The sequence below is a fragment of the uncultured Stenotrophomonas sp. genome (assembly GCF_945952405.1).
Lineage (GTDB): Bacteria > Pseudomonadota > Gammaproteobacteria > Xanthomonadales > Xanthomonadaceae > Stenotrophomonas.
The window spans coordinates 18,277-35,805 of record NZ_CAMFIA010000007.1; the positions used below are offsets into that span (position 1 = coordinate 18,277).

The 17,529-nt window shown below is 66.2% G+C and carries 18 protein-coding genes and 1 tRNA gene; 15 read left to right on the plus strand and 4 right to left on the minus strand.

Translation table 11 applies throughout. The features are described from left to right. Nucleotides 1-55 precede the first annotated feature (55 nt). The 4 genes from Q0P60_RS09005 to Q0P60_RS09020 form a co-directional block, all read right to left on the minus strand. The gene (locus tag Q0P60_RS09005; RefSeq protein ID WP_294991422.1) at nt 56-1,603 is read right to left on the minus strand and encodes a PH domain-containing protein; all 1,548 of its coding nucleotides are present in this window, start codon (nt 1,601-1,603) and stop codon (nt 56-58) included. Then, nucleotides 1,600-2,100 (minus strand): PH domain-containing protein, encoded by a 501-nt coding sequence (locus Q0P60_RS09010; protein WP_294991425.1) that lies wholly within the window; start codon nt 2,098-2,100, stop codon nt 1,600-1,602. The genes Q0P60_RS09005 and Q0P60_RS09010 overlap by 4 nt, the downstream gene beginning before the upstream one ends. Before the next feature lie 75 nt (nt 2,101-2,175). Then, the gene (gene ribA, locus Q0P60_RS09015; RefSeq protein WP_294991428.1) at nt 2,176-3,312 is read right to left on the minus strand and encodes a GTP cyclohydrolase II RibA; all 1,137 of its coding nucleotides are present in this window, start codon (nt 3,310-3,312) and stop codon (nt 2,176-2,178) included. 72 nt (nt 3,313-3,384) lie between these two features. Continuing rightward, on the minus strand, nt 3,385-4,305 hold the full coding sequence (locus Q0P60_RS09020) for a lauroyl acyltransferase (protein ID WP_294991430.1): 921 nt from the start codon (nt 4,303-4,305) through the stop codon (nt 3,385-3,387). Between the two features lie 61 nt (nt 4,306-4,366). Between Q0P60_RS09020 and dtd the strand changes: the two genes are divergently transcribed. From dtd to Q0P60_RS09095, 15 genes are all read left to right on the plus strand, one after another. After that, on the plus strand, nt 4,367-4,807 hold the full coding sequence (gene dtd / locus Q0P60_RS09025) for a D-aminoacyl-tRNA deacylase (protein WP_294991433.1): 441 nt from the start codon (nt 4,367-4,369) through the stop codon (nt 4,805-4,807). Nucleotides 4,808-4,898: 91 nt separating this feature from the next. After that, nucleotides 4,899-6,752 (plus strand): RNA polymerase sigma factor RpoD, encoded by a 1,854-nt coding sequence (rpoD, locus tag Q0P60_RS09030; protein WP_294991436.1) that lies wholly within the window; start codon nt 4,899-4,901, stop codon nt 6,750-6,752. 259 nt (nt 6,753-7,011) lie between these two features. After that, complete coding sequence (gene yjjJ / locus Q0P60_RS09035; RefSeq protein WP_294991439.1) at nt 7,012-8,412, plus strand: type II toxin-antitoxin system HipA family toxin YjjJ; 1,401 nt, start codon at nt 7,012-7,014, stop codon at nt 8,410-8,412. Nucleotides 8,413-8,505: 93 nt separating this feature from the next. After that, nucleotides 8,506-8,581: transfer RNA gene (locus tag Q0P60_RS09040), tRNA-Ile, on the plus strand. A 181-nt stretch (nt 8,582-8,762) separates the two neighbouring features. After that, a complete protein-coding gene (locus tag Q0P60_RS09045) occupies nt 8,763-9,953 on the plus strand; it encodes an integrase arm-type DNA-binding domain-containing protein (RefSeq protein ID WP_294991442.1) in 1,191 nt (396 codons plus the stop codon). Nucleotides 9,954-10,575: 622 nt separating this feature from the next. Further along, nucleotides 10,576-10,848, plus strand: coding sequence for an AlpA family transcriptional regulator (locus Q0P60_RS09050; protein ID WP_081284528.1), 273 nt, complete (start codon nt 10,576-10,578; stop codon nt 10,846-10,848). Further along, on the plus strand, nt 10,845-11,048 hold the full coding sequence (locus tag Q0P60_RS09055) for a hypothetical protein (protein WP_049453498.1): 204 nt from the start codon (nt 10,845-10,847) through the stop codon (nt 11,046-11,048). Before Q0P60_RS09050 ends, Q0P60_RS09055 begins: the two co-directional genes overlap by 4 nt. A 9-nt stretch (nt 11,049-11,057) precedes the next feature. Next, nucleotides 11,058-11,342 (plus strand): ogr/Delta-like zinc finger family protein, encoded by a 285-nt coding sequence (locus Q0P60_RS09060; RefSeq protein WP_080353451.1) that lies wholly within the window; start codon nt 11,058-11,060, stop codon nt 11,340-11,342. Between the two features lie 293 nt (nt 11,343-11,635). Next, nucleotides 11,636-11,845: a hypothetical protein gene (locus Q0P60_RS09065; protein WP_294991450.1), complete on the plus strand. Its 210-nt coding sequence runs from the start codon at nt 11,636-11,638 to the stop codon at nt 11,843-11,845. Beyond that, on the plus strand, nt 11,842-12,057 hold the full coding sequence (locus Q0P60_RS09070) for a hypothetical protein (RefSeq protein ID WP_294991453.1): 216 nt from the start codon (nt 11,842-11,844) through the stop codon (nt 12,055-12,057). The genes Q0P60_RS09065 and Q0P60_RS09070 overlap by 4 nt, the downstream gene beginning before the upstream one ends. Beyond that, entirely contained in the window at nt 12,054-12,692 is a 639-nt protein-coding gene (locus Q0P60_RS09075; RefSeq protein ID WP_294991456.1) for a hypothetical protein, read from the plus strand. The genes Q0P60_RS09070 and Q0P60_RS09075 overlap by 4 nt, the downstream gene beginning before the upstream one ends. Further along, complete coding sequence (locus tag Q0P60_RS09080; protein ID WP_294991459.1) at nt 12,679-13,521, plus strand: toprim domain-containing protein; 843 nt, start codon at nt 12,679-12,681, stop codon at nt 13,519-13,521. The genes Q0P60_RS09075 and Q0P60_RS09080 overlap by 14 nt, the downstream gene beginning before the upstream one ends. Nucleotides 13,522-13,549: 28 nt before the next feature. Next, a complete protein-coding gene (locus tag Q0P60_RS09085; RefSeq protein ID WP_294991463.1) occupies nt 13,550-15,448 on the plus strand; it encodes a DUF927 domain-containing protein in 1,899 nt (632 codons plus the stop codon). Nucleotides 15,449-15,529: 81 nt separating this feature from the next. Continuing rightward, nucleotides 15,530-16,282 (plus strand): hypothetical protein, encoded by a 753-nt coding sequence (locus Q0P60_RS09090; protein ID WP_294991466.1) that lies wholly within the window; start codon nt 15,530-15,532, stop codon nt 16,280-16,282. 91 nt (nt 16,283-16,373) lie between these two features. Next, on the plus strand, nt 16,374-17,315 hold the full coding sequence (locus Q0P60_RS09095; RefSeq protein WP_294992076.1) for a phage portal protein: 942 nt from the start codon (nt 16,374-16,376) through the stop codon (nt 17,313-17,315). Nucleotides 17,316-17,529: the final 214 nt, after the last annotated feature.

Here is a 17,529-nt window from a genome sequence, read left to right on the forward strand (position 1 = left end):
GTTGCCGGCCAGCGCCCGGGCACGACCTGTGCCGTGTCCGCGATCCGACCCTGCATCACCAGCGCAGCCTGCGCCGTGCCAATGCCGCGGCCAGCTGCTCCATCACCTGCTGGGCCTGCGCCTGCGGAAGGTAGTGCAGGGTCAGCGCCACATCACCGTGCGCGCCAGCGGTGTCCAGCTGCAGGCTGCTGGTGCCGAGCAGTTTGTCCAGCGGCGAGCGCTGCAGGCGCAGGCCCTGCACCTTGTCCAGTTCGGCCCAGCGCCACCAGCGCTTCCACCAGCCGCCACGCACCGCCACATAGTCGCCGTCCAGGTACCAGCCCATGCGTGCCATCTGCCGCCGCGCGACCCATAGCGCCATCGGTAGCCAGGCCAGCACGAGCAGCCCCCACGGCCCCCAGCGCCAATAGCTGGCGGCGGCCAGCAGCGGCACCAGCAGCAGCGCGCCCAGGCACAGCCGCCACCAGCCGCGTTGCGGAATCGCCTGCCACTGCGGCGGTGGCCAGTGCAGCTGTGGCAGCAGGTGTTGCACCAGCTGCGTGCAGTGCGTGCGGGTGGCCAGCGGCGCCAGTTCGCGCAGGGCGCGATCCTCATCGCGCGAAGGCCCGCCGGCGGCACTGTCGATGCGCAGCTGGCGCAGGCCGAACCAGCGCTGCAGCGTGCCTTCGCGCAGCGTCCAGGCCTGGATGCGGCGGCGTGCCACGCTGCTGCGGGTGCGGCTGAGCAGGCCGGCCGACACGGTCAGGCGGCGCTCCTGCTCGCTGAGCGTGAAGCCGTGATAGCGCAGCAGGGTCAGCACCACCGACAGCACGCGCAGCCCCAGCCAGCCCAGCAGCAGCGCCGCGGCCAGCAGCAGGATCGCGCCGGCCACGCCCGGATGCAGGTGGCTGGCATAGCCGAAGGCTTCGCGGCCGCCGCGTTGCAGGGCGTCGTCCATCACCGGGCGCGGCACGGTCTGGAACAGCACGCCGAATGCGGCCACTGCCAGCGCCCAGCCGCGATTGGAAAGCAGGCCCATGCGCACCACGTCCCAGCTCGACAGGCGCAGCAGGACCTGCTCGCTGTCGGTGGCGGCATCCGGCAGCGGCGCGCCGGACGCGGTCACGTGTGCCGCCGCAGGCGCCTGCCCGCGTTGGCGGACCAGCCGTTCCAGGGCCAGTGCCTGATCCAGCTTCAGCACCCGCATCTCGGCTTCCGGGCGCGTGCCGCCGGCCGATTCCAGGCGCAGCTCGGCCACCCCGAACAGGCGATGCAGCGGGTTCTGCCGCACTTCCACGTTGTGGATGCGGGCGAACGGGATCTCGCGCCGGTTGCGCGCGAGCAGGCCGCTGCGCACGGTGATCGCATCGCTGCCGATGCGGTAGCGGTAGCTCAGGTACTGCAGCACCGATACCAGCACCAGCGCGGCGATCGCCGTCAGCGGGATCAGCTGCGCCCACATCGGATCGCGGTCACCGCGCTGGCCGAACACCAGCAGCGCAACCAGCGGCAGGAAGTAGTGGCGGAGCTGCATCAGCAGCACGAACAGCCACGACCACGGATGCAGGCGATGGTCCTCGCCGCCGGCAGGCAGCGATGCGGGCAGGGGCGGAGGCAGGCTCACAGGGCGTCGGCGTCCTGGTCGAGCTGGTGGGAGAGCGTGTCGCGCAGCCGCTCGGCGTCGGCATCATCCAGCCCGCTGATGGTGACCGCACTCATGCGGGTGCCGGCGGTGTGCACGATCAGCGTGGCGAGGCCGGCGCGGCGCTCCAGCGGGCCCCGGCGCAGGTCCAGGTGCTGCACGCGCGAGATCGGAATGCGCGTCTCCAGCTGCCACATCAGGTCGCGGCGCAGGCCCAGGCCCTGTGCATCCAGCCGCCAGCGGGTACGCAGCAGCCGGCGACGGCCCAGCCAGGCACCGAAGGCGACGCCCGCCAGCAGCCCGGCCGCAGCGGTCCACAGCCCACCGGGCAGATCGAAGAACCACGCGGCCGCCGCCAGCGGCAGGCCGGGCAGGAACAGGCCGCCGAAGGCGCCGGCCAGTGCCGCCAGGCGTGCCGCACGTTGCGGGAGTGCCTGCCAGTCAGCGGCAGGCGGTACAGGAATCGAGGCGTCGGTCACGCAGGCTCCGTCGGGCAGCAGGGCGGGCGGTGGCGGTCACCACCGCACCGCGCAGACGGTAGCAGGTCGGCCGTGTTACTGGGCAGCCTGGATCAGTGCGTCCACATCCAGCATGTGGCCCGCGCGATCGGCCTTGGTGCGCAGGTAGTGCTCGTTCTCGGCGGTGATCTCGCCGGTGACCGGAATGCAGTCCAGCACCTCGATGCCGGCGTTGCGCAGGCGCTGCGCCTTGGTCGGGTTGTTGCTGAGCAGGGCCACGCGGGTGATGCCCAGGCCGCGCAGCATCGCCACCGCGCTGCCGTAGCGGCGCTCGTCCGCACCGAAGCCGAGCTGCGCATCGGCATCGATGGTGTCCAGGCCGTCGTGCTGGTAACCGTAGGCGCGCATCTTGGCCGCGATGCCGGTGCCGCGTCCTTCCTGGTCCAGGTACAGCAGCACGCCGCCGCCCAGTTCCTTGAGCTTGCGCAGTCCACGCCGCAGCTGGTCACCGCAGTCGCACTTGAGTGAACCGAACAGATCGCCGGTCAGGCACGAGGAGTGCACGCGTACCGGTACCACCGCCGACAGGTCGGGTTCGCCGACGATGATCGCGACCTGGTCACGCTGGGCGACGCCCCCCCGGAACACCGCGAAGGTGGTCATGCCGACGTCGCGCAGCGGCACCGGCGAACGCGCCACCAGTTCGTAGTCGTGGGCGGCGTGTGCGGCACCTTCGGCGAGGTCGCACAGGGCCACTTCGGCGGCGCCTTCGAACGTGCGGTCATCCGCTTCCAGGCGCACCGCCACCATTGCCGGCAGCAGCAGGCCAAGGCGGGCCAGTTCCACCGCGCCGGCATCGAAGGCGTCACCGGCGCTCCAGCCGTCCGGCATCGGGCCCGGCTCGCGCAGGTAGCCGAGCGAGGGCAGGGCATCGAAGGCGACACCGGCCAACGGCAGGCGCGCGCCCGCCGGCGCCTCTACACCGAGTACGCGGGCGCGGGTGGCGGTCAGGAACAGGTAGTGGTGCTCGCGCGCAGCGCTGGCGAAGGCCGCGAAGCTGCTGGCGGTGGCGCTGTCCAGCGCGATCACCGCCAGGCGCTGGCCCTGGCCGTCGTGGAGCAGGACCGGGCGACCGGCGCGCAGTTCGGCAACCGCGCGCTCGCAGCGGATCGCGGCCGGATCGCCGAACAGGGAAGAAGCAGCAGGCATGGCAGGACCGGGGGAGGCGGACATCGCAGTCTCTATGGGGGCGCCGGCGTCGTATTCAACGTGGTGCGGCCGCCGGTCGCAGGGACCCGGCGGGCGTCAGTGCGGGTGTTCCTCGGTGGCGTAGGGGTCTTCCTCGCCACTGCCCGGTGGTCGCAGCGTATAGCGCTTGTAGGTCCACTGGTACTGCGCCGGGTCGCGGCGGGCGATGCGCTCGATGCCGGCATTGAGCGCGGTGGCGGCCACCTGCGGGTCGGGGTCGGCCACGGCCGGGTCGGTCGGCTCGATGTGCAGGGCGAACTCCATGTCCGGGCCGATGCGCTCGCACCAGCCATACAGAACGGTGGCACCGGTGCGCTCGGCCAGCCGGTTGACCAGGGTCATGGTCAGCGCCTGCACGCCGAAGAACGGCACGAACACGCCGTCGCCGGCCTTGGGCTGCTGGTCGGGCAGGATGCCGGTGGCGCCGCCGTCCTTGAGCACCTTGAACAGCTGGCGCACCGCCGGGCCTTCGGCGCGCACCTGCTGTACGTTCTGGCCGCCCCGTACCAGCTGCAGGAAGGCATCGCTGGCTTCGTCCTCCGGTGGCTTGTAGACGATGGCGATCTGCCCGCGCGAGGCCAGCCACTGGTTCAGCAGTTCCCAGTTGCCGAAGTGCGGGGCGGCCACGATCACACCCTTGCCGCTGGCCAGGGCAGCGTCGTACAGCGCCTCGCCGTGGCGCTCCTTCAGGTGCAGGCGCAGGTTGTCGGCCGGTGCCTGGCTCCACAGGCGCAGGGTCTCGATGGCCTGCAGTGCGGTGGAGCGCAGCAGGTCACGGTGCAGGCGGTCGCGTGCGGCGCCCTCCAGCTCGGGGTAGGCCAGTTCCAGGTTGCGCCGGGTGACGCGGCTCTCACGGGCATTGAGACTGATCCATGCCCACGCCAGGGCACGCGCGAAGCCCCGCAGCAGGGGCCAGGGCAGGCGGGCGAACAGGGTGGTGGCGCGGTAGACCAGCCGGGCTTTGCGTTGCGGATTCATCGGCGCCAGTTTAGCCAAGGGCGCTGCTATCGTGGCCGGCCCTGTTGATTGGAAGCCCACGATGCTCGTCCTGATCCAACGTGTCAGCCAGGCCGCCGTGCATGTCGACGACGAAGTGGTGGGGCAGATCGGCCCCGGGCTGCTGGCCCTGGTCGGGATGGAACCGGGCGACACCGAACCGCAACTGCGGCGGATGGCCGAGCGCCTGCTGGGCTACCGGGTGTTCGCCGACGAGGCCGGGAAGATGAACCGGTCGCTGCGCGACACCGCGGGCGGGCTGCTGCTGGTCAGCCAGTTCACCCTGGCGGCCGATACCCGCTCGGGCATGCGCCCGAGCTTCACCAGCGCCGCGCCGCCGGACGAGGCTGAACGCGGGTTCAATCGTTTTGTCCGGATCTGCCGTGAAAATCACGCGCCAGGGGTGGAAACGGGCCGATTTGGTGCCCATATGGTCGTCAGCCTGGTCAATGACGGTCCTGTGACCTTCCTTCTCAGGCCCTGAGCCTGCGGGACCACCGCCCGGCAGGCGGGGCCCCGGGCTGGTATAATGCTACGTTCCCTATTTCCTACCCAGCCGGTGGCGCGAGCACTACATGGCCAACGAACGTCCTGCCCAATCCGAAATCAAGCAACTGATCAGCAAGGGCCTGGAACAGGGCTACCTGACCTACGCCGAAGTCAATGACCATCTGCCGGACGACATGGTCGACCCGGAACAGATCGAAGACATCATCGGCATGATCAACGGCATGGGCATCGATGTCCATGAAGTTGCGCCGGATGTGGAAACCCTGCTTCTCAACGACGGCAACACCGGTAACCGCGAAGTCGATGACACCGCGGCCGAAGAAGCCGCCGCCGCGCTGAGCGCGCTCGACACCGAAGGTGGCCGCACCACCGACCCGGTGCGCATGTACATGCGCGAAATGGGTACCGTCGAGCTGCTGACCCGCGAAGGCGAAATCGCCATTGCCAAGCGCATCGAGGAAGGCCTTTCGCAGGTCCAGGCCGCGCTGGGCCAGTTCCCGGTCTCGGTCGAGTCGCTGCTGACCGATTACGAAGCCCACAAGGAAGGCAAGAAGCGCCTGGCCGAAGTGATCGTCGGCTTCAACGACCTGGCCGACGAAGAGCCGGCGCCGCCGGCGGCGGCTGCCGATGACAGCGGCGACGCCGACGCTGAAGGCGACGAGGACGAGGACGATGATGTCGAGGGTGGCGAGGAAGAAGCCGCACCGACCGGTCCCGATCCGGAAGAAGTCGCTGCACGCATGCAGGCGCTGAGCGATGCCTTCAACGCCTTCAAGAAGGCCGCGACCAAGGGCGACAAGAAGAACCTGCCGCGCCTGCGCGAAGAGATGTCGGCGGTGTTCGTCACCCTGAAGCTGCCGCTGCCGCTGACCGACGTGCTGACCAAGCAGCTGCGCGACACCATGGCCGAGATCAAGGCCCATGAGCGTCGCGTGCTGAACCTGGCCACGGTCACCGCCCGCATGCCGCGCAAGGACTTCATCCGTTCCTGGGAAGGCAACCAGACCAACCTGGAATGGGTGGAAGACGCACTGAAGCGCAAGCAGAAGTGGTCGTCGGCCCTGCGCGAAGTGAAGGACCAGATCATTGCCGAACAGCAGGCGACGATCGACATCGAGAAGCTGACCCAGCTGGACCTGGAAGAGCTGAAGGAAATCAGCCGTGCCATGGCCTACGGTGAAGCCAAGGCGCGCAAGGCCAAGAAGGAAATGGTCGAGGCCAACCTGCGCCTGGTGATCTCGATCGCCAAGAAGTACACCAACCGCGGCCTGCAGTTCCTCGACCTGATCCAGGAAGGCAACATCGGCCTGATGAAGGCCGTGGACAAGTTCGAGTACCGCCGCGGTTACAAGTTCTCGACCTACGCCACCTGGTGGATCCGCCAGGCGATCACCCGCTCGATCGCCGACCAGGCGCGCACCATCCGTATTCCGGTGCACATGATCGAGACGATCAACAAGTTGAACCGCATTTCCCGCCAGATGCTCCAGCAGTACGGCCGCGAGGCCACGCCGGAGGAGCTGGCCAAGGAAATGGACATGCCGGAAGACAAGATCCGCAAGGTGATGAAGATCGCCAAGGAGCCGATCTCGATGGAAACCCCGATCGGCGACGACGAGGATTCCCATCTGGGCGACTTCATCGAGGACACCAACGTGGAGTCCCCGATCGAGAACACCACCAACATCAATCTGTCTGAAACCGTGCGCGACGTGCTGGCCGGCCTCACCCCGAGGGAAGCCAAGGTGCTGCGCATGCGCTTCGGCATCGACATGAATACCGACCACACGCTGGAAGAGGTCGGCAAGCAGTTCGACGTGACCCGCGAGCGCATCCGCCAGATCGAAGCGAAGGCCCTGCGCAAGCTGCGTCACCCGAGCCGTTCGGAACAGCTGCGCAGCTTCCTGGATATCGATTGATCTCCGGTACGTGCTGATGCGTCGAGAAAAACCCCGCCTGGTGCGGGGTTTTTCTTTGCCTGCCACGCCCCTGTAGCGCCGAGCCCATGCTCGGCTGATCATGATAATTACGTAACATTTAATGTAACCAATGTCCGCGCCTGGGTCGTGGCTGGGTTAAATATATCCAGTATTTTCAAGCGTATATGCGCAAGCCGGTGCTTGCAGTCTCGATTTTTTGATGCTAATTACGTAACACACTTCGTATTACGTAATGCACATGGCACGCGCGCAACGCCCACAGGTCCAGGATCTGATCGCCCAGCTGGTCCCCGGCCAGCCGCTACCTGCCGCGGTGTTGGCCGAGCGCCTGGGCGTGGACCGGATGGCGCTCAGCCGGCTGGTGGCGGCCAGTGGCCCGCAGGTGGTGCGCATGGGCAGCACCCGCGCGACCGCCTATGCGCTGCGGCAGACGACCCGCGCCGGCAGCGAATGGCCGCTGTACCGGCTGCGCGAAGACGCGACGCTGGAGGAGCTGGGGCGGGTGATCGCACTGGCCGGCGGCTGCTTCCACGTGGATACCCGGCGTGACCGCCCGAACCTGCGGCGCGCCCCTGACGGCGACGTTGCCGCTTTCTTTCCGGACCTGCCCTGGTACCTGGACGACCTGCGTCCGCAGGGCTTCCTTGGCCGCAGCTTCGCGCACGGCCGCGCGCAGGCGCTGGGCCTGCCGAAGGACCTCAAGGGCTGGCAGCTGGACGATGTACTGACGGCGCTGGTGAGTGCCGGTGGCACCGAGGCGGGCGATCTGCTGCTCGGTAGCGGCGCGGCGGACGCAGCGCTGGCAGAGCTGCAGGCGCCGCCTGACCGGGTCGCGGTCGACGACCGCCTTCGCCAGTACCCCGAACGTGCACGCGCCGCGCTGGACGGAGAAGACGTGGGCTCCTCGCCAGGGGGCGAGCAACCCAAGTTCACCGCCACCGTCGAGGCCAGGGGGGCGCGCCGTGCGGTGCTGGTCAAGTTCGCCCAGCCGGATGGCGGTGCCGCCGCCCAGCGCTGGAGCGACCTGCTGGTCTGCGAACACCTGGCGCTTGGAACCCTGCGCGAGGCGGGCGAGGCAGCGGCGTACAGCGAACTGCTGCAGTCGGCCACGCACACCTTCCTGGAAGTCGAGCGCTTCGACCGCACGCCCACTGTGCTGGGGCGGCGCGGCCTGGTCTCGCTGATGTCGCTGTCGTCGGCCTTCGTTGGCGACGTCGGCTCGGCGTGGCACGTGGCAGGCGCCGCGTTGCAGGCGCAAGGCTGGCTGACCGCCGATACCGTGCAGGCAATGGGCCGGCGCCACGCGTTCGGGCGGCTGATCGGCAACAGCGACATGCACCACGGCAATATCGGCTTCCACTTCATTGATCGCGGACCGCTGCCGTTGGCGCCGGTCTACGACATGCTGCCGATGTCGCTGGTGCCCTCCAAGCTGGGCGTACTGCGTGCGGATGAACCGCTGGCGCCGATCGAGCTGCTGGGTAGCGGCGACCTGCAGCATCTGCGCTGGGCGGCACCGGTCGCCGAAACCTTCTGGCAACGCGTGGCGGTTGATGACCGGATCCAATCGCCCGCCATGCGCGCGCTGGCGCAGGCAAATGCCGAGCGGGTGCGGCAGATGGGCGCGCGCTTCGGGTGAATCCGCTGTGGTGGCTGACAGCGTTCGCGCGCGCTGCCTGCGGCGGGTGCTAGCCGGTTGAGCGCCGGCTCCACTACACTGTGATGCTGCGCCGGGCCTATAGCTCAACGGTTAGAGCAGGGGACTCATAATCCCTTGGTTCCAGGTTCGAATCCTGGTGGGCCCACCAATTGATGATCCTATGTCGTCCTATGAAGGCTGAAATATCCTGAAAAAACAGGGGTTTCGGCCTTTTTTGCGTCTGATTGCGTCCTAAGTGATCCAGCAGAATCCAGACTTCTCTGGCGGTATCTTTGGCGGTAACCTCCACCTGCTCTACACCTGTTACCGCCAAACCAGTTACCGCCACCATGTCATTGACCGATACCGCCATTCGCAGGACCAAGCCCACCGCTGCCGTGCAGAAGCTGCGAGACGGTGGAGGCCTGTACCTGCTGCTGAAACCTGATGGCGCCAGATGGTGGCGCTGGGACTATCGGCGTCCTGTGACCGGCAAGCGCAACACGCTGTCGCTTGGCACCTATCCAGAGGTGAGCCTGGCGTCTGTGCGCGAGCGCCATGCTGCTGCGCGAAAGCTGTTGGCCGAAGGTGTTGATCCGGGCGAGCAGCGCAAGGCGCAGAAAGTGGCCAGCTTGGAACTGGCCACCAACACATTTGAGGCGCTGGCGCGCGAGCACTTGGCGATGAGAGCCAAGAAGCTGTCTGCCGGGTCGGTGAAACGAGAGACGCGCTTGATCGAAAAAGATCTGACGCCGTACATCGGGCAACGACCCATTGCAGCGATCACAGCGCGTGAACTGTTGGAGACGCTACGCAAGATCGAAGGGCGGGGCGCTGTCGAAACTGCACATCGGGCGCGGATGCTGGTCAGCCAGGTTCTTCGATACGCGATAGCGACAGGACGTGCAGACAGGAACGTGGCAGAGGATCTGAAAGGAGCGCTCACTTCGCCCGAAGGTCGTCACTTCGCCAGCATGACTGAGCCCAAGCAGATCGCAGAACTGCTGCGCTCAATACATGGCTATCAAGGATCACCGATTGTCATGGCGGCTCTGTGCCTAGCGCCGCTGGTATTCGTTCGCCCTGGTGAGCTTCGTCGTGCACAGTGGTCGGACATCGACCTGGACAATGGCGAATGGCGGTTCACGGCAAGCAAGACCGGCCAATCGCACGTTGTTCCATTGGCTTCGCAGTCTGTGGCGATTCTTAGGTCTGTGCACCCGCTGACTGGACGGAAAGAGTTCGTGTTCCCCAGTGTGCGTGGCAAGGGGCGCCCGATTAGCGAGAACACGATCAACGCAGCGCTACGTCGCCTTGGCTACGACTCCGACACGATGACCGGGCATGGCTTCCGCGCGATGGCACGAACTGTGCTGGATGAGGTGCTGGGTTTCCGCCCGGACTACATCGAGCACCAGCTGGCACACGCCGTGCGTGATCCAAACGGACGTGCATACAACCGTACGGCTCACTTGGTCGAACGGGCGAAAATGATGCAGGCTTGGGCGGACTATCTGGACGGCCTGAGGACCTCCCGCTGACCTCCCGTTCTTCCCTCTTTCATTTCTGACTTACTGTTTTTTCTGGTTACAGCGGTACCACTGGTTACACCGCTGCGAAATGTCTTGTAAATCATTCGGTTGCGTCCATTGTCGGAGCGCCGTATTCACTGGTTACAGCTGGTTACGCTGGTTACATCGGCGCCCTATCGATCCGTATTGGACACATGCGGGTCGATGGCGCGCGCCGATTGAATGGCTCTGCCGCAGCCTCTTTCCGGCCAGCGGGTTGCTTTGAAGGTCGCCGAGCGGTCGCCATGACGGCCGATGACCAGACCCAACCCGCCAGTAGTCGATAGTTCGCTCGTCGCACATTTTGCGCTACTGGCCTGGATCAGCAGATTGCCAGGCGCGTCCGTTTGTCCTGCGCAACCAGTCGAGCGGCCTGACTGCTGCGCTCGCTTGTCAGCTCCCGCCAGTTGGCTGGAACGGAGCAAGGTTGCGCCGTCAAGGGGGATTCGTCATGTGTAATTTTACAAAATACTGTAAAAATTTTCCCTACACATCGAGCTGCGTGAGTTGAGCGGCAGCTGTCTCTAGCCTTCTAACCAAGCCCACAACACAGGGCGGCGGTTGACGAAACGTCAGCCCCGCGACCTTTCACATGCTTGGTTCCCCAGCCCCTCAGGCGACCGCACCTGGTCAGCCTGCCGATCATTCCCGGCCTGACGCCGCACGCGGTGAACGCTTCCTGCGCAAGCCCGAAGTGCTCAGTCGCACCGGCATTTCCCGCTCGCACCTGTACTGGCTGATGAAGCGCGGCCGGTTCCCCGCATCGATCCCCCTTTCCCCGCGCGTAACTGTCTGGTTGGAGTCGGACGTGGACGCGTGGATTGCCACCCACATTCCCGATACCCACCTGCGAGCGCAGCCATGAAAGACACCATCGTCCTGACCATCTCCGATCAGAAGTTCACCCTGAGCCCGGCAGAAGCCAAGTTCCTGGCTGAGCATCTGCGAACGGCTGTGGCACAGCCGAATCTCGCGCTGAATTTCTCCCAGAGCCGGACTGCGCAAGGCGGCCGCATTGCACTCTCGCGTGGTGTCGCGGGTAGCCGTTCCACCACTGACTGCTGAGGCATTGCGATGACCAGTTCAAGAGCCTTCCTGCGCTGCCCGCATTGCGATACGCCTGCCATCGTGCGCACCAGCGTGCTGCATTCCAAACTGCTGCGCGAATCCGTGCTCCAGTGCCGCAATGCGCTGTGCGGTCACACGTTCTCGGCCTACACCGAGATCGTGCGCACGCATGTGCCAAGCGTCTGCCCGAGCGCCGAGATTTGCCTGCCCCTCAGCGATTCGGCAGAACGCCGCGCGCTCAGTGAGAACGCCACTGAAGCACCGCGCGCCAAGCGCAGCACGCGGCGATGACGCGCGTGTTGACAGCACCGGCTCATCCGATGCAGCATTGCCCCGTCGCCGCACAATCGGCGACCGGGTTTAGCAGCCCGAACCCTGAGGCGCACCAGCGCCCATCGACCGATGCACGGCGCTTTTTTATTGCCTGCTGTGTCGTCGCGGGCGATTGCTTGCCAGTTCTATGGCGGGCGGTGCGCGGAGACCGAAAGGTCTGCCGGTCCTCAGGCCGGTCTGCTAACCGCGTACCGTCCGTCACCTCGTTTAGCAGCGCGGTGGTGGACCTCAACTTACCTGAGGACCCTGCCATGTCTCATGACACCCTGGCCGCGCCGTCGCGCTTTGCCGCCCGTATTGCTCACCACCTCGGCGAAATCGCCGACACCCTTGATTGGGACCATTGCCGCTGGCTGACGCTGACTGCGCGCTTGGAGGCCACCGGCAAAGCGCCTGATGCGCTGACGCTGGGCGAGGTGCAGCAGGCCATTGCGGCAACCGTGCAGGGGGCTGCGCGATGAACGCTCTCTCCCTGAACATGGTCGCCGTCAATGACGATGCGGCCACGCATGACCTGTTCAGCGCCGCGCGCCAGTTGCAGCGCATCCATACGATGCCGATGGCCGCGCTGTCGCAGCTGGTAGGCGCACTTGAGTGCTGCCCTGGTGCACTGGAATCCCTGTCCGTAGGTCAGCTGTTGGCCATGGTCCGTGATGCGGAGGTGGCTGCATGAGCCTCGATACCGTGAGTGTGTCCGGCGTGCCGGGTGTGGCCGATGGGGTGCTCAGCGCCACCATCACCGATACCTGGTTCGATGCCGAGCGGACCGGCCATATTGTCGAGGTGGCTCGCCGTATCGAGCGGCTGCACAACAAGGCCTCGCGGCGTCTTGCCCTCCTCAATGGTGAATTGGATGAGGCGCTGGAAGGCCACCCCTTGGAAGACCGCCTGCGCGAGCGTCTGCTGTGGCCGCTGGAGCGTGATTGTCTGGAGCTGGCCACTGTCGCAGCGCGGGTGCGCGTGCGCCTGTCGTTGTTCGTGCCTGCGCAGTCGCAGGAACAGTTCGATCGAGGCATGGCCTTGCAGCTGGAAGACCTGCAAGCCGAGCAGGCTGCTGTCGAGCCGCCACAAGAGCGCGCGCCCGGCGCTGCAACCATGCCGTATGGCTACTGGATCAGCGAGGACAGCTTCAATCGCGTGGAGCGTGCACGCTCGGCTGCACTGCTGCTGGCCAGCGTCGATGAGCGCATGGCGGTGCCCTTTGGCGCTGTAGCGTTCAGCGCCGCCTACGTGCATGAGGACCTGGCCGCCGTGGTGGCCAGCGCCCGGCACAGCAGCCAGCTGGAGGCCGACGATGACGCGGCCTGAGGGATTCCTTGCCACCCTGCGCGCAGCGGGGCTGATGCTGGATGTGTCGGTGGCCGATGGCCGTCTGCGACGCATACGCGCCGAGGGCGATGGTAGCGGCCAGCGCAGTGGTTGGTATGTGCTGCACGCAGGCCCGCCGCAGGCCGGTGCCTACGGCAACTGGAAGACCGGGCTCAATGAGTCCTGGTGCGAAGTTGGAAGCGAGGCGCTCAGCGAGGCCGACCGCGCGATGCTGCGCGAGGCCGTGGTGCGCGCACAACGGCAGCAGCAGGCCGAACGCGCCCAGCGCCACGCGGTGGCCCGGCAGCAGGCGCGTGAGCGCTGGCAGCGCGCCAGCGCCGCTGCCCCGGATCATCCCTACCTAGTGGCTAAGGGCGTGGGCGTGCACGGCCTACGACAGCTGGAGGGCCTGCTGCTGGTGCCCTTGCGTGATGCACAAGGGCGGCTGTGGAGCCTGCAAACCATCGCCGCCGATGGCAGCAAGCGCTTCCTGGCCGGTGGCCGTAAACGCGGGCTGTACTACGCCGTGGGCCGTACGGTCAGCGACGTGGTGTGCATCGCCGAAGGCTATGCCACTGCCGCCAGTATCCATGAGGCCACGGGCCACCCCACTGCTGTGGCCTTCGATGCCGGAAACCTGGAGCCGGTGGCCTGCGCCCTGCGCGCCAAGTTCCCCTCGGCGGTGATCGTGGTGTGCGCCGATGACGATGCGGCCACCGCCGCGCGGCTGGGCATCAATCCGGGCGTAGCCAACGCCCAGCGCGCCGCCGATGCCGTGGGCGGGGTCGTGGCCATGCCGCCGCGGCCACGCCATGAGGCTACTTCCTGATGATCCCTCTCTTTATCCCGAAGGCGCAGTGCGCCGGCGCGGCACCGGAGCCCCGTGCATGAGCAACGTCACCTCTGTCGATTTCAATGATGCCGCCAAGGACGCCGGTACCGGCGCCGTACGCGGCTCGATTCAGCGCGCCGTGCGCAAGGGCGCCAAGGGCAAGACCAAGAGCAACAAGGACGCCGCTGACTGCACCAGTGGCAGTGCCAGTGGCGGTGCGGCGCGAGCCCACTACCAGCTCAACGAGACCGGCGTGTACTACGTCGGTGTCACCGAGGACGGTGAGCCTGCCGAGCCGGTGTTCGTCTGCTCGCCGTTGAAGGTCGAGGCCAAGACCCGCAACAGCCAGAGCGAGGAATGGGGGCGGTTGCTGACCTGGACCGATGCCGATGGCCATCCCCACCAGTGGGCGGCACCTGCGGAAATGCTGGTGGGCGATCCACGCGAGTTCGTGCGTCAGCTCGCCGCTGGTGGCGTGGAAATGTCGGCCCACCGCAACACTATGCAGCGTCTGCTGGCCTACATCATTCAGGAACGCATCGACACGCGCGCCCGCAACGTGGCCGTGCCGGGCTGGCATGAGGGCCGCTATGTGCTGCCCAATGGCGAAAGCTACGGAAATGGCGCGGAGCGGCTGGTCTATCAGCACAGCGGGGGATTGCAGCACCACTATGCGGCGGTTGGCACGGTAGACGATTGGCGACGTGACGTGGCCCGACGCTGCCAAGACAACTCGCGGCTGGTGCTGGCGGTGTCGGCGATGTTCGCAGGGCCCTTGCTGCACTTCACCGGCGCTACGGGCGGTGGCTTCCACCTGGTCGGCGGCAGCAGTAGCGGCAAGAGCACGGCGCTGCGCGTGGCGGCCAGCGTGGTCGGTCCCCCGGACTATGCCCGCGAGTGGCGCAGTACGGCCAACGGCCTGGAAGGCGTGGCCGTGCTGCATAACGATGCAACGCTGATTCTGGATGAACTGGCGCAGATCGATCCCAAGCAGGCCGGTGATGCCGCCTACCTGCTGGCCAACGGCAACGGCAAGAGCCGCGCCAACCGGGCCGGTGAGGCCCGTGCGGCGGCACGCTGGCGGGTGCTGATCCTGTCGGCCGGCGAGGTCGGGTTGGCCCAGCACATGGCCGAGGCGGGCAAGCAGGCACGGGCGGGCCAGTCCGTGCGCTTGGCCGACGTACCCGCTGAGGCCGAGGGCGGGCACGGCGTGTTTGAGCGTCTGCACGATGCCAGCGACGGCGCGGCGCTGTCGGCTCTGCTCAAGGACGCCGCCGCGCGAACCTACGGCGCACCTTGGCCGCTGTGGATGGGTTACCTGACCCAGCAGGACAGCCCGACGCTGACCGCCCAGTTGCGCGAATCCGCCGACCGGTTCCTGGCCACCTACGTACCCGAAGATGCCTCGGGCGAGGTGCGCCGGGTGGCCGAGCGCTTTGCTGTTGTCGCCTTTGCCGGGGAATTGGCCAGCAGCTGTCGCCACCGCATCACCGGCTGGCCAAAGGGTGAGGCCACACGCGGTGTCGCCGCGTGCTTTCAGGCTTGGCTGCAACGTCGGGGCGGTTCCGGCAGCGCCGACACCGACGAACTGCTCTCGCGCGTGCGTGCGTTCTTTGAGGCCCACGGCGAAAGCCGTCTTGAGCCGCTGCGCAGCCCTGAAGGCACTGTGCCGGTGCGCGATCGCGTAGGTTTCCGGCGCTTCGATGAAGTTGGATTGACGGAATACCTGGTGCTGCAGGAATCGTTCAGACGGGAGCTATGTGCGGGCTTCGATGTGCGCTTGGCCGCACGCACGCTGGCTGAGGCCGGATGGCTTAAGCGCAGCGCTGACGGCAGGCCCTCCCAAACCGTACGTGTCCCAGGCTTGGGCGCCATCCGCGTCTTCGTCTTCGACCCCCGCAAGGTTCACGACAGCGGCCTGTGAGCGGCGCTGTCTTTCATACAGCTCTCCGACACATTGTCGGGTGAGCCTACCCCCGCCAGATCTTTTCAATGGAGATTCAACATGAGCGACAACCAGAGCATCAACACCACTACTTCCGAACCGGCCATTCAATTCGGCGAAGGGAGCGAGGCTGCGCCGGTATCGGAGAACAGGCAGCGGCTGAACGAGCTGGCACAGCAGTTGGCCAGTGAAGTGCAGCGCAAGCGCGCACTGGTGGCCAAGGTCGATACGATGCAGCGCGCCAAACAGGCTGCACAGGGTGATGCCGCCGCTGCTCGTCAGCAGTGGGGGACCAAACTGCGCCAGAGCGATGGCACGCTGACCCGTGATATTCAGAAGCTTCGCGCGAATGAGCGCTCGGCGCTCTCATTGGCTGAGGAATATGAGGCAATGGAGGGTGAGATTTCGGCCGAGCTACCGCGCCTGGAGCTGGAATTGGCCGAGGTGGCGGACCGTTGTCTAAGCACGGCGAACGGTGTCATCAGCGAGGCTGCCAGTCAGGCCTATGAGGAGTTGCTCGTGAACCTTGGCGACAGCCTGGCGGTGGCCTTCGCGCTGTTCTCGAAGGCGGAAAATGCGGGCGTGAACTGGCGGCAGTCGGCGAATGCTGACGAATTGGCCAGCAAGTTCTTCGGTCGCCTCGGCAATGCGGCGCGCCAGCGCCTTGACGATGCCACGGTGACTGAGCAGGTTGCGGAGCGCTTGGCATTTCCGGCGATGGATATGAGCGAGGTGGATATGCAGCTGGCGGGCAGTGTTGCCGCCCGTATCCGGCGGCGCGCCGAACTCAATGCAGAGGCGCGGCGTGACTGATTTGCATGCCGATGCCGCTATCGGAGAGGTTGTGCCCGCGCCTGGTGCGAGCACTGCGGGGGCAGTCACGACCTTTTCCTTTGGCGATCCAATGCCCGTGCTGGACTCGCGCGGGTTGTTCGATTATCTGGAATGCTGGCGTAAAGGGCGCTACTACGAACCGCCGATCACCCTCAGTGGTCTGTCGCGCACCACGCGCTCCAATCCGTTCCTGCACAGTGGCTTGATTTTCAAGCGCAACATGCTGGTGCGTACCTTCGTGCCACATCGACTGCTGGACCGCACCGCGTTCTCGCAGTTGGCTTTGGATTACCTGGTGTTCGGCATGGCCTACCTAGGGCGGGAAACAACGCACTCCGGGCGGCTATTGCAGCTGCACCCGCTGATGGCGCAATACATGCGTCGTGGTGTGCAACCCGGTGAGTTCTTTCAGGTGCGAGCCGGACGGGCCGAGCATGAATTTGCACCTGGCTCTGTGCACCAGCTGCGCGAGGCCGATCCTGATCAGGAAATCTACGGGTTGCCGGAGTGGCTGGCCGTGGTTCAGTCGGCGCTGCTCAACGAATCGGCCACGTTGTTCCGCCGCAGGTACTACACCAACGGCTCGCACGCTGGGTTCATCCTCTACATGACCGACCCGCAGCCGGAGGGCATGGACGTGGATGCGCTGCGTGAGGCCCTGCGAGACTCGCGTGGGCCGGGCAATTTCCGCAACCTGTTCGTGCACTCGCCCAACGGCAAGAAGGACGGATTGCAGCTGATCCCGATCAGCGAAGTGGCCGCAAAGGATGAGTTCACCGGAATCAAGCGCGTGACCCGTGATGACATTCTGGCCGCGCTGCGTATCCCCCCGCAGCTGCTGGGTATCGTCCCCCAAAATGCGGGGGGATTCGGTTCGATTCGGGATGCGGCCACGGTTTGGGCGTCGATGGAACTGGCACCCCTGCAATCGCGCATGGCCATGGTCAACGAGTGGCTCGGCGAGGAGGTCATTACGTTCGCCCCGTTTGACCTGGTGCCTGTAGCACCCTGACGGCTTGCCAGGTGAGCTGGCGCCGATCCGAGCTGACCAAGTAGGCCGCCCAGGGGCGGCCTACTTGCGTTTCGAGGGAGCAATTCGTAATGGGTGCAGCTGTAGTGACGCTGTGCCGGGGGAACGGCTCGTCACGTCATTCCGTCAGTGCGATGCCTGGGCCGCACCCGCAGGTCATGGGCTTCTACGGCGATGGATGTAACCAGTGCAACCA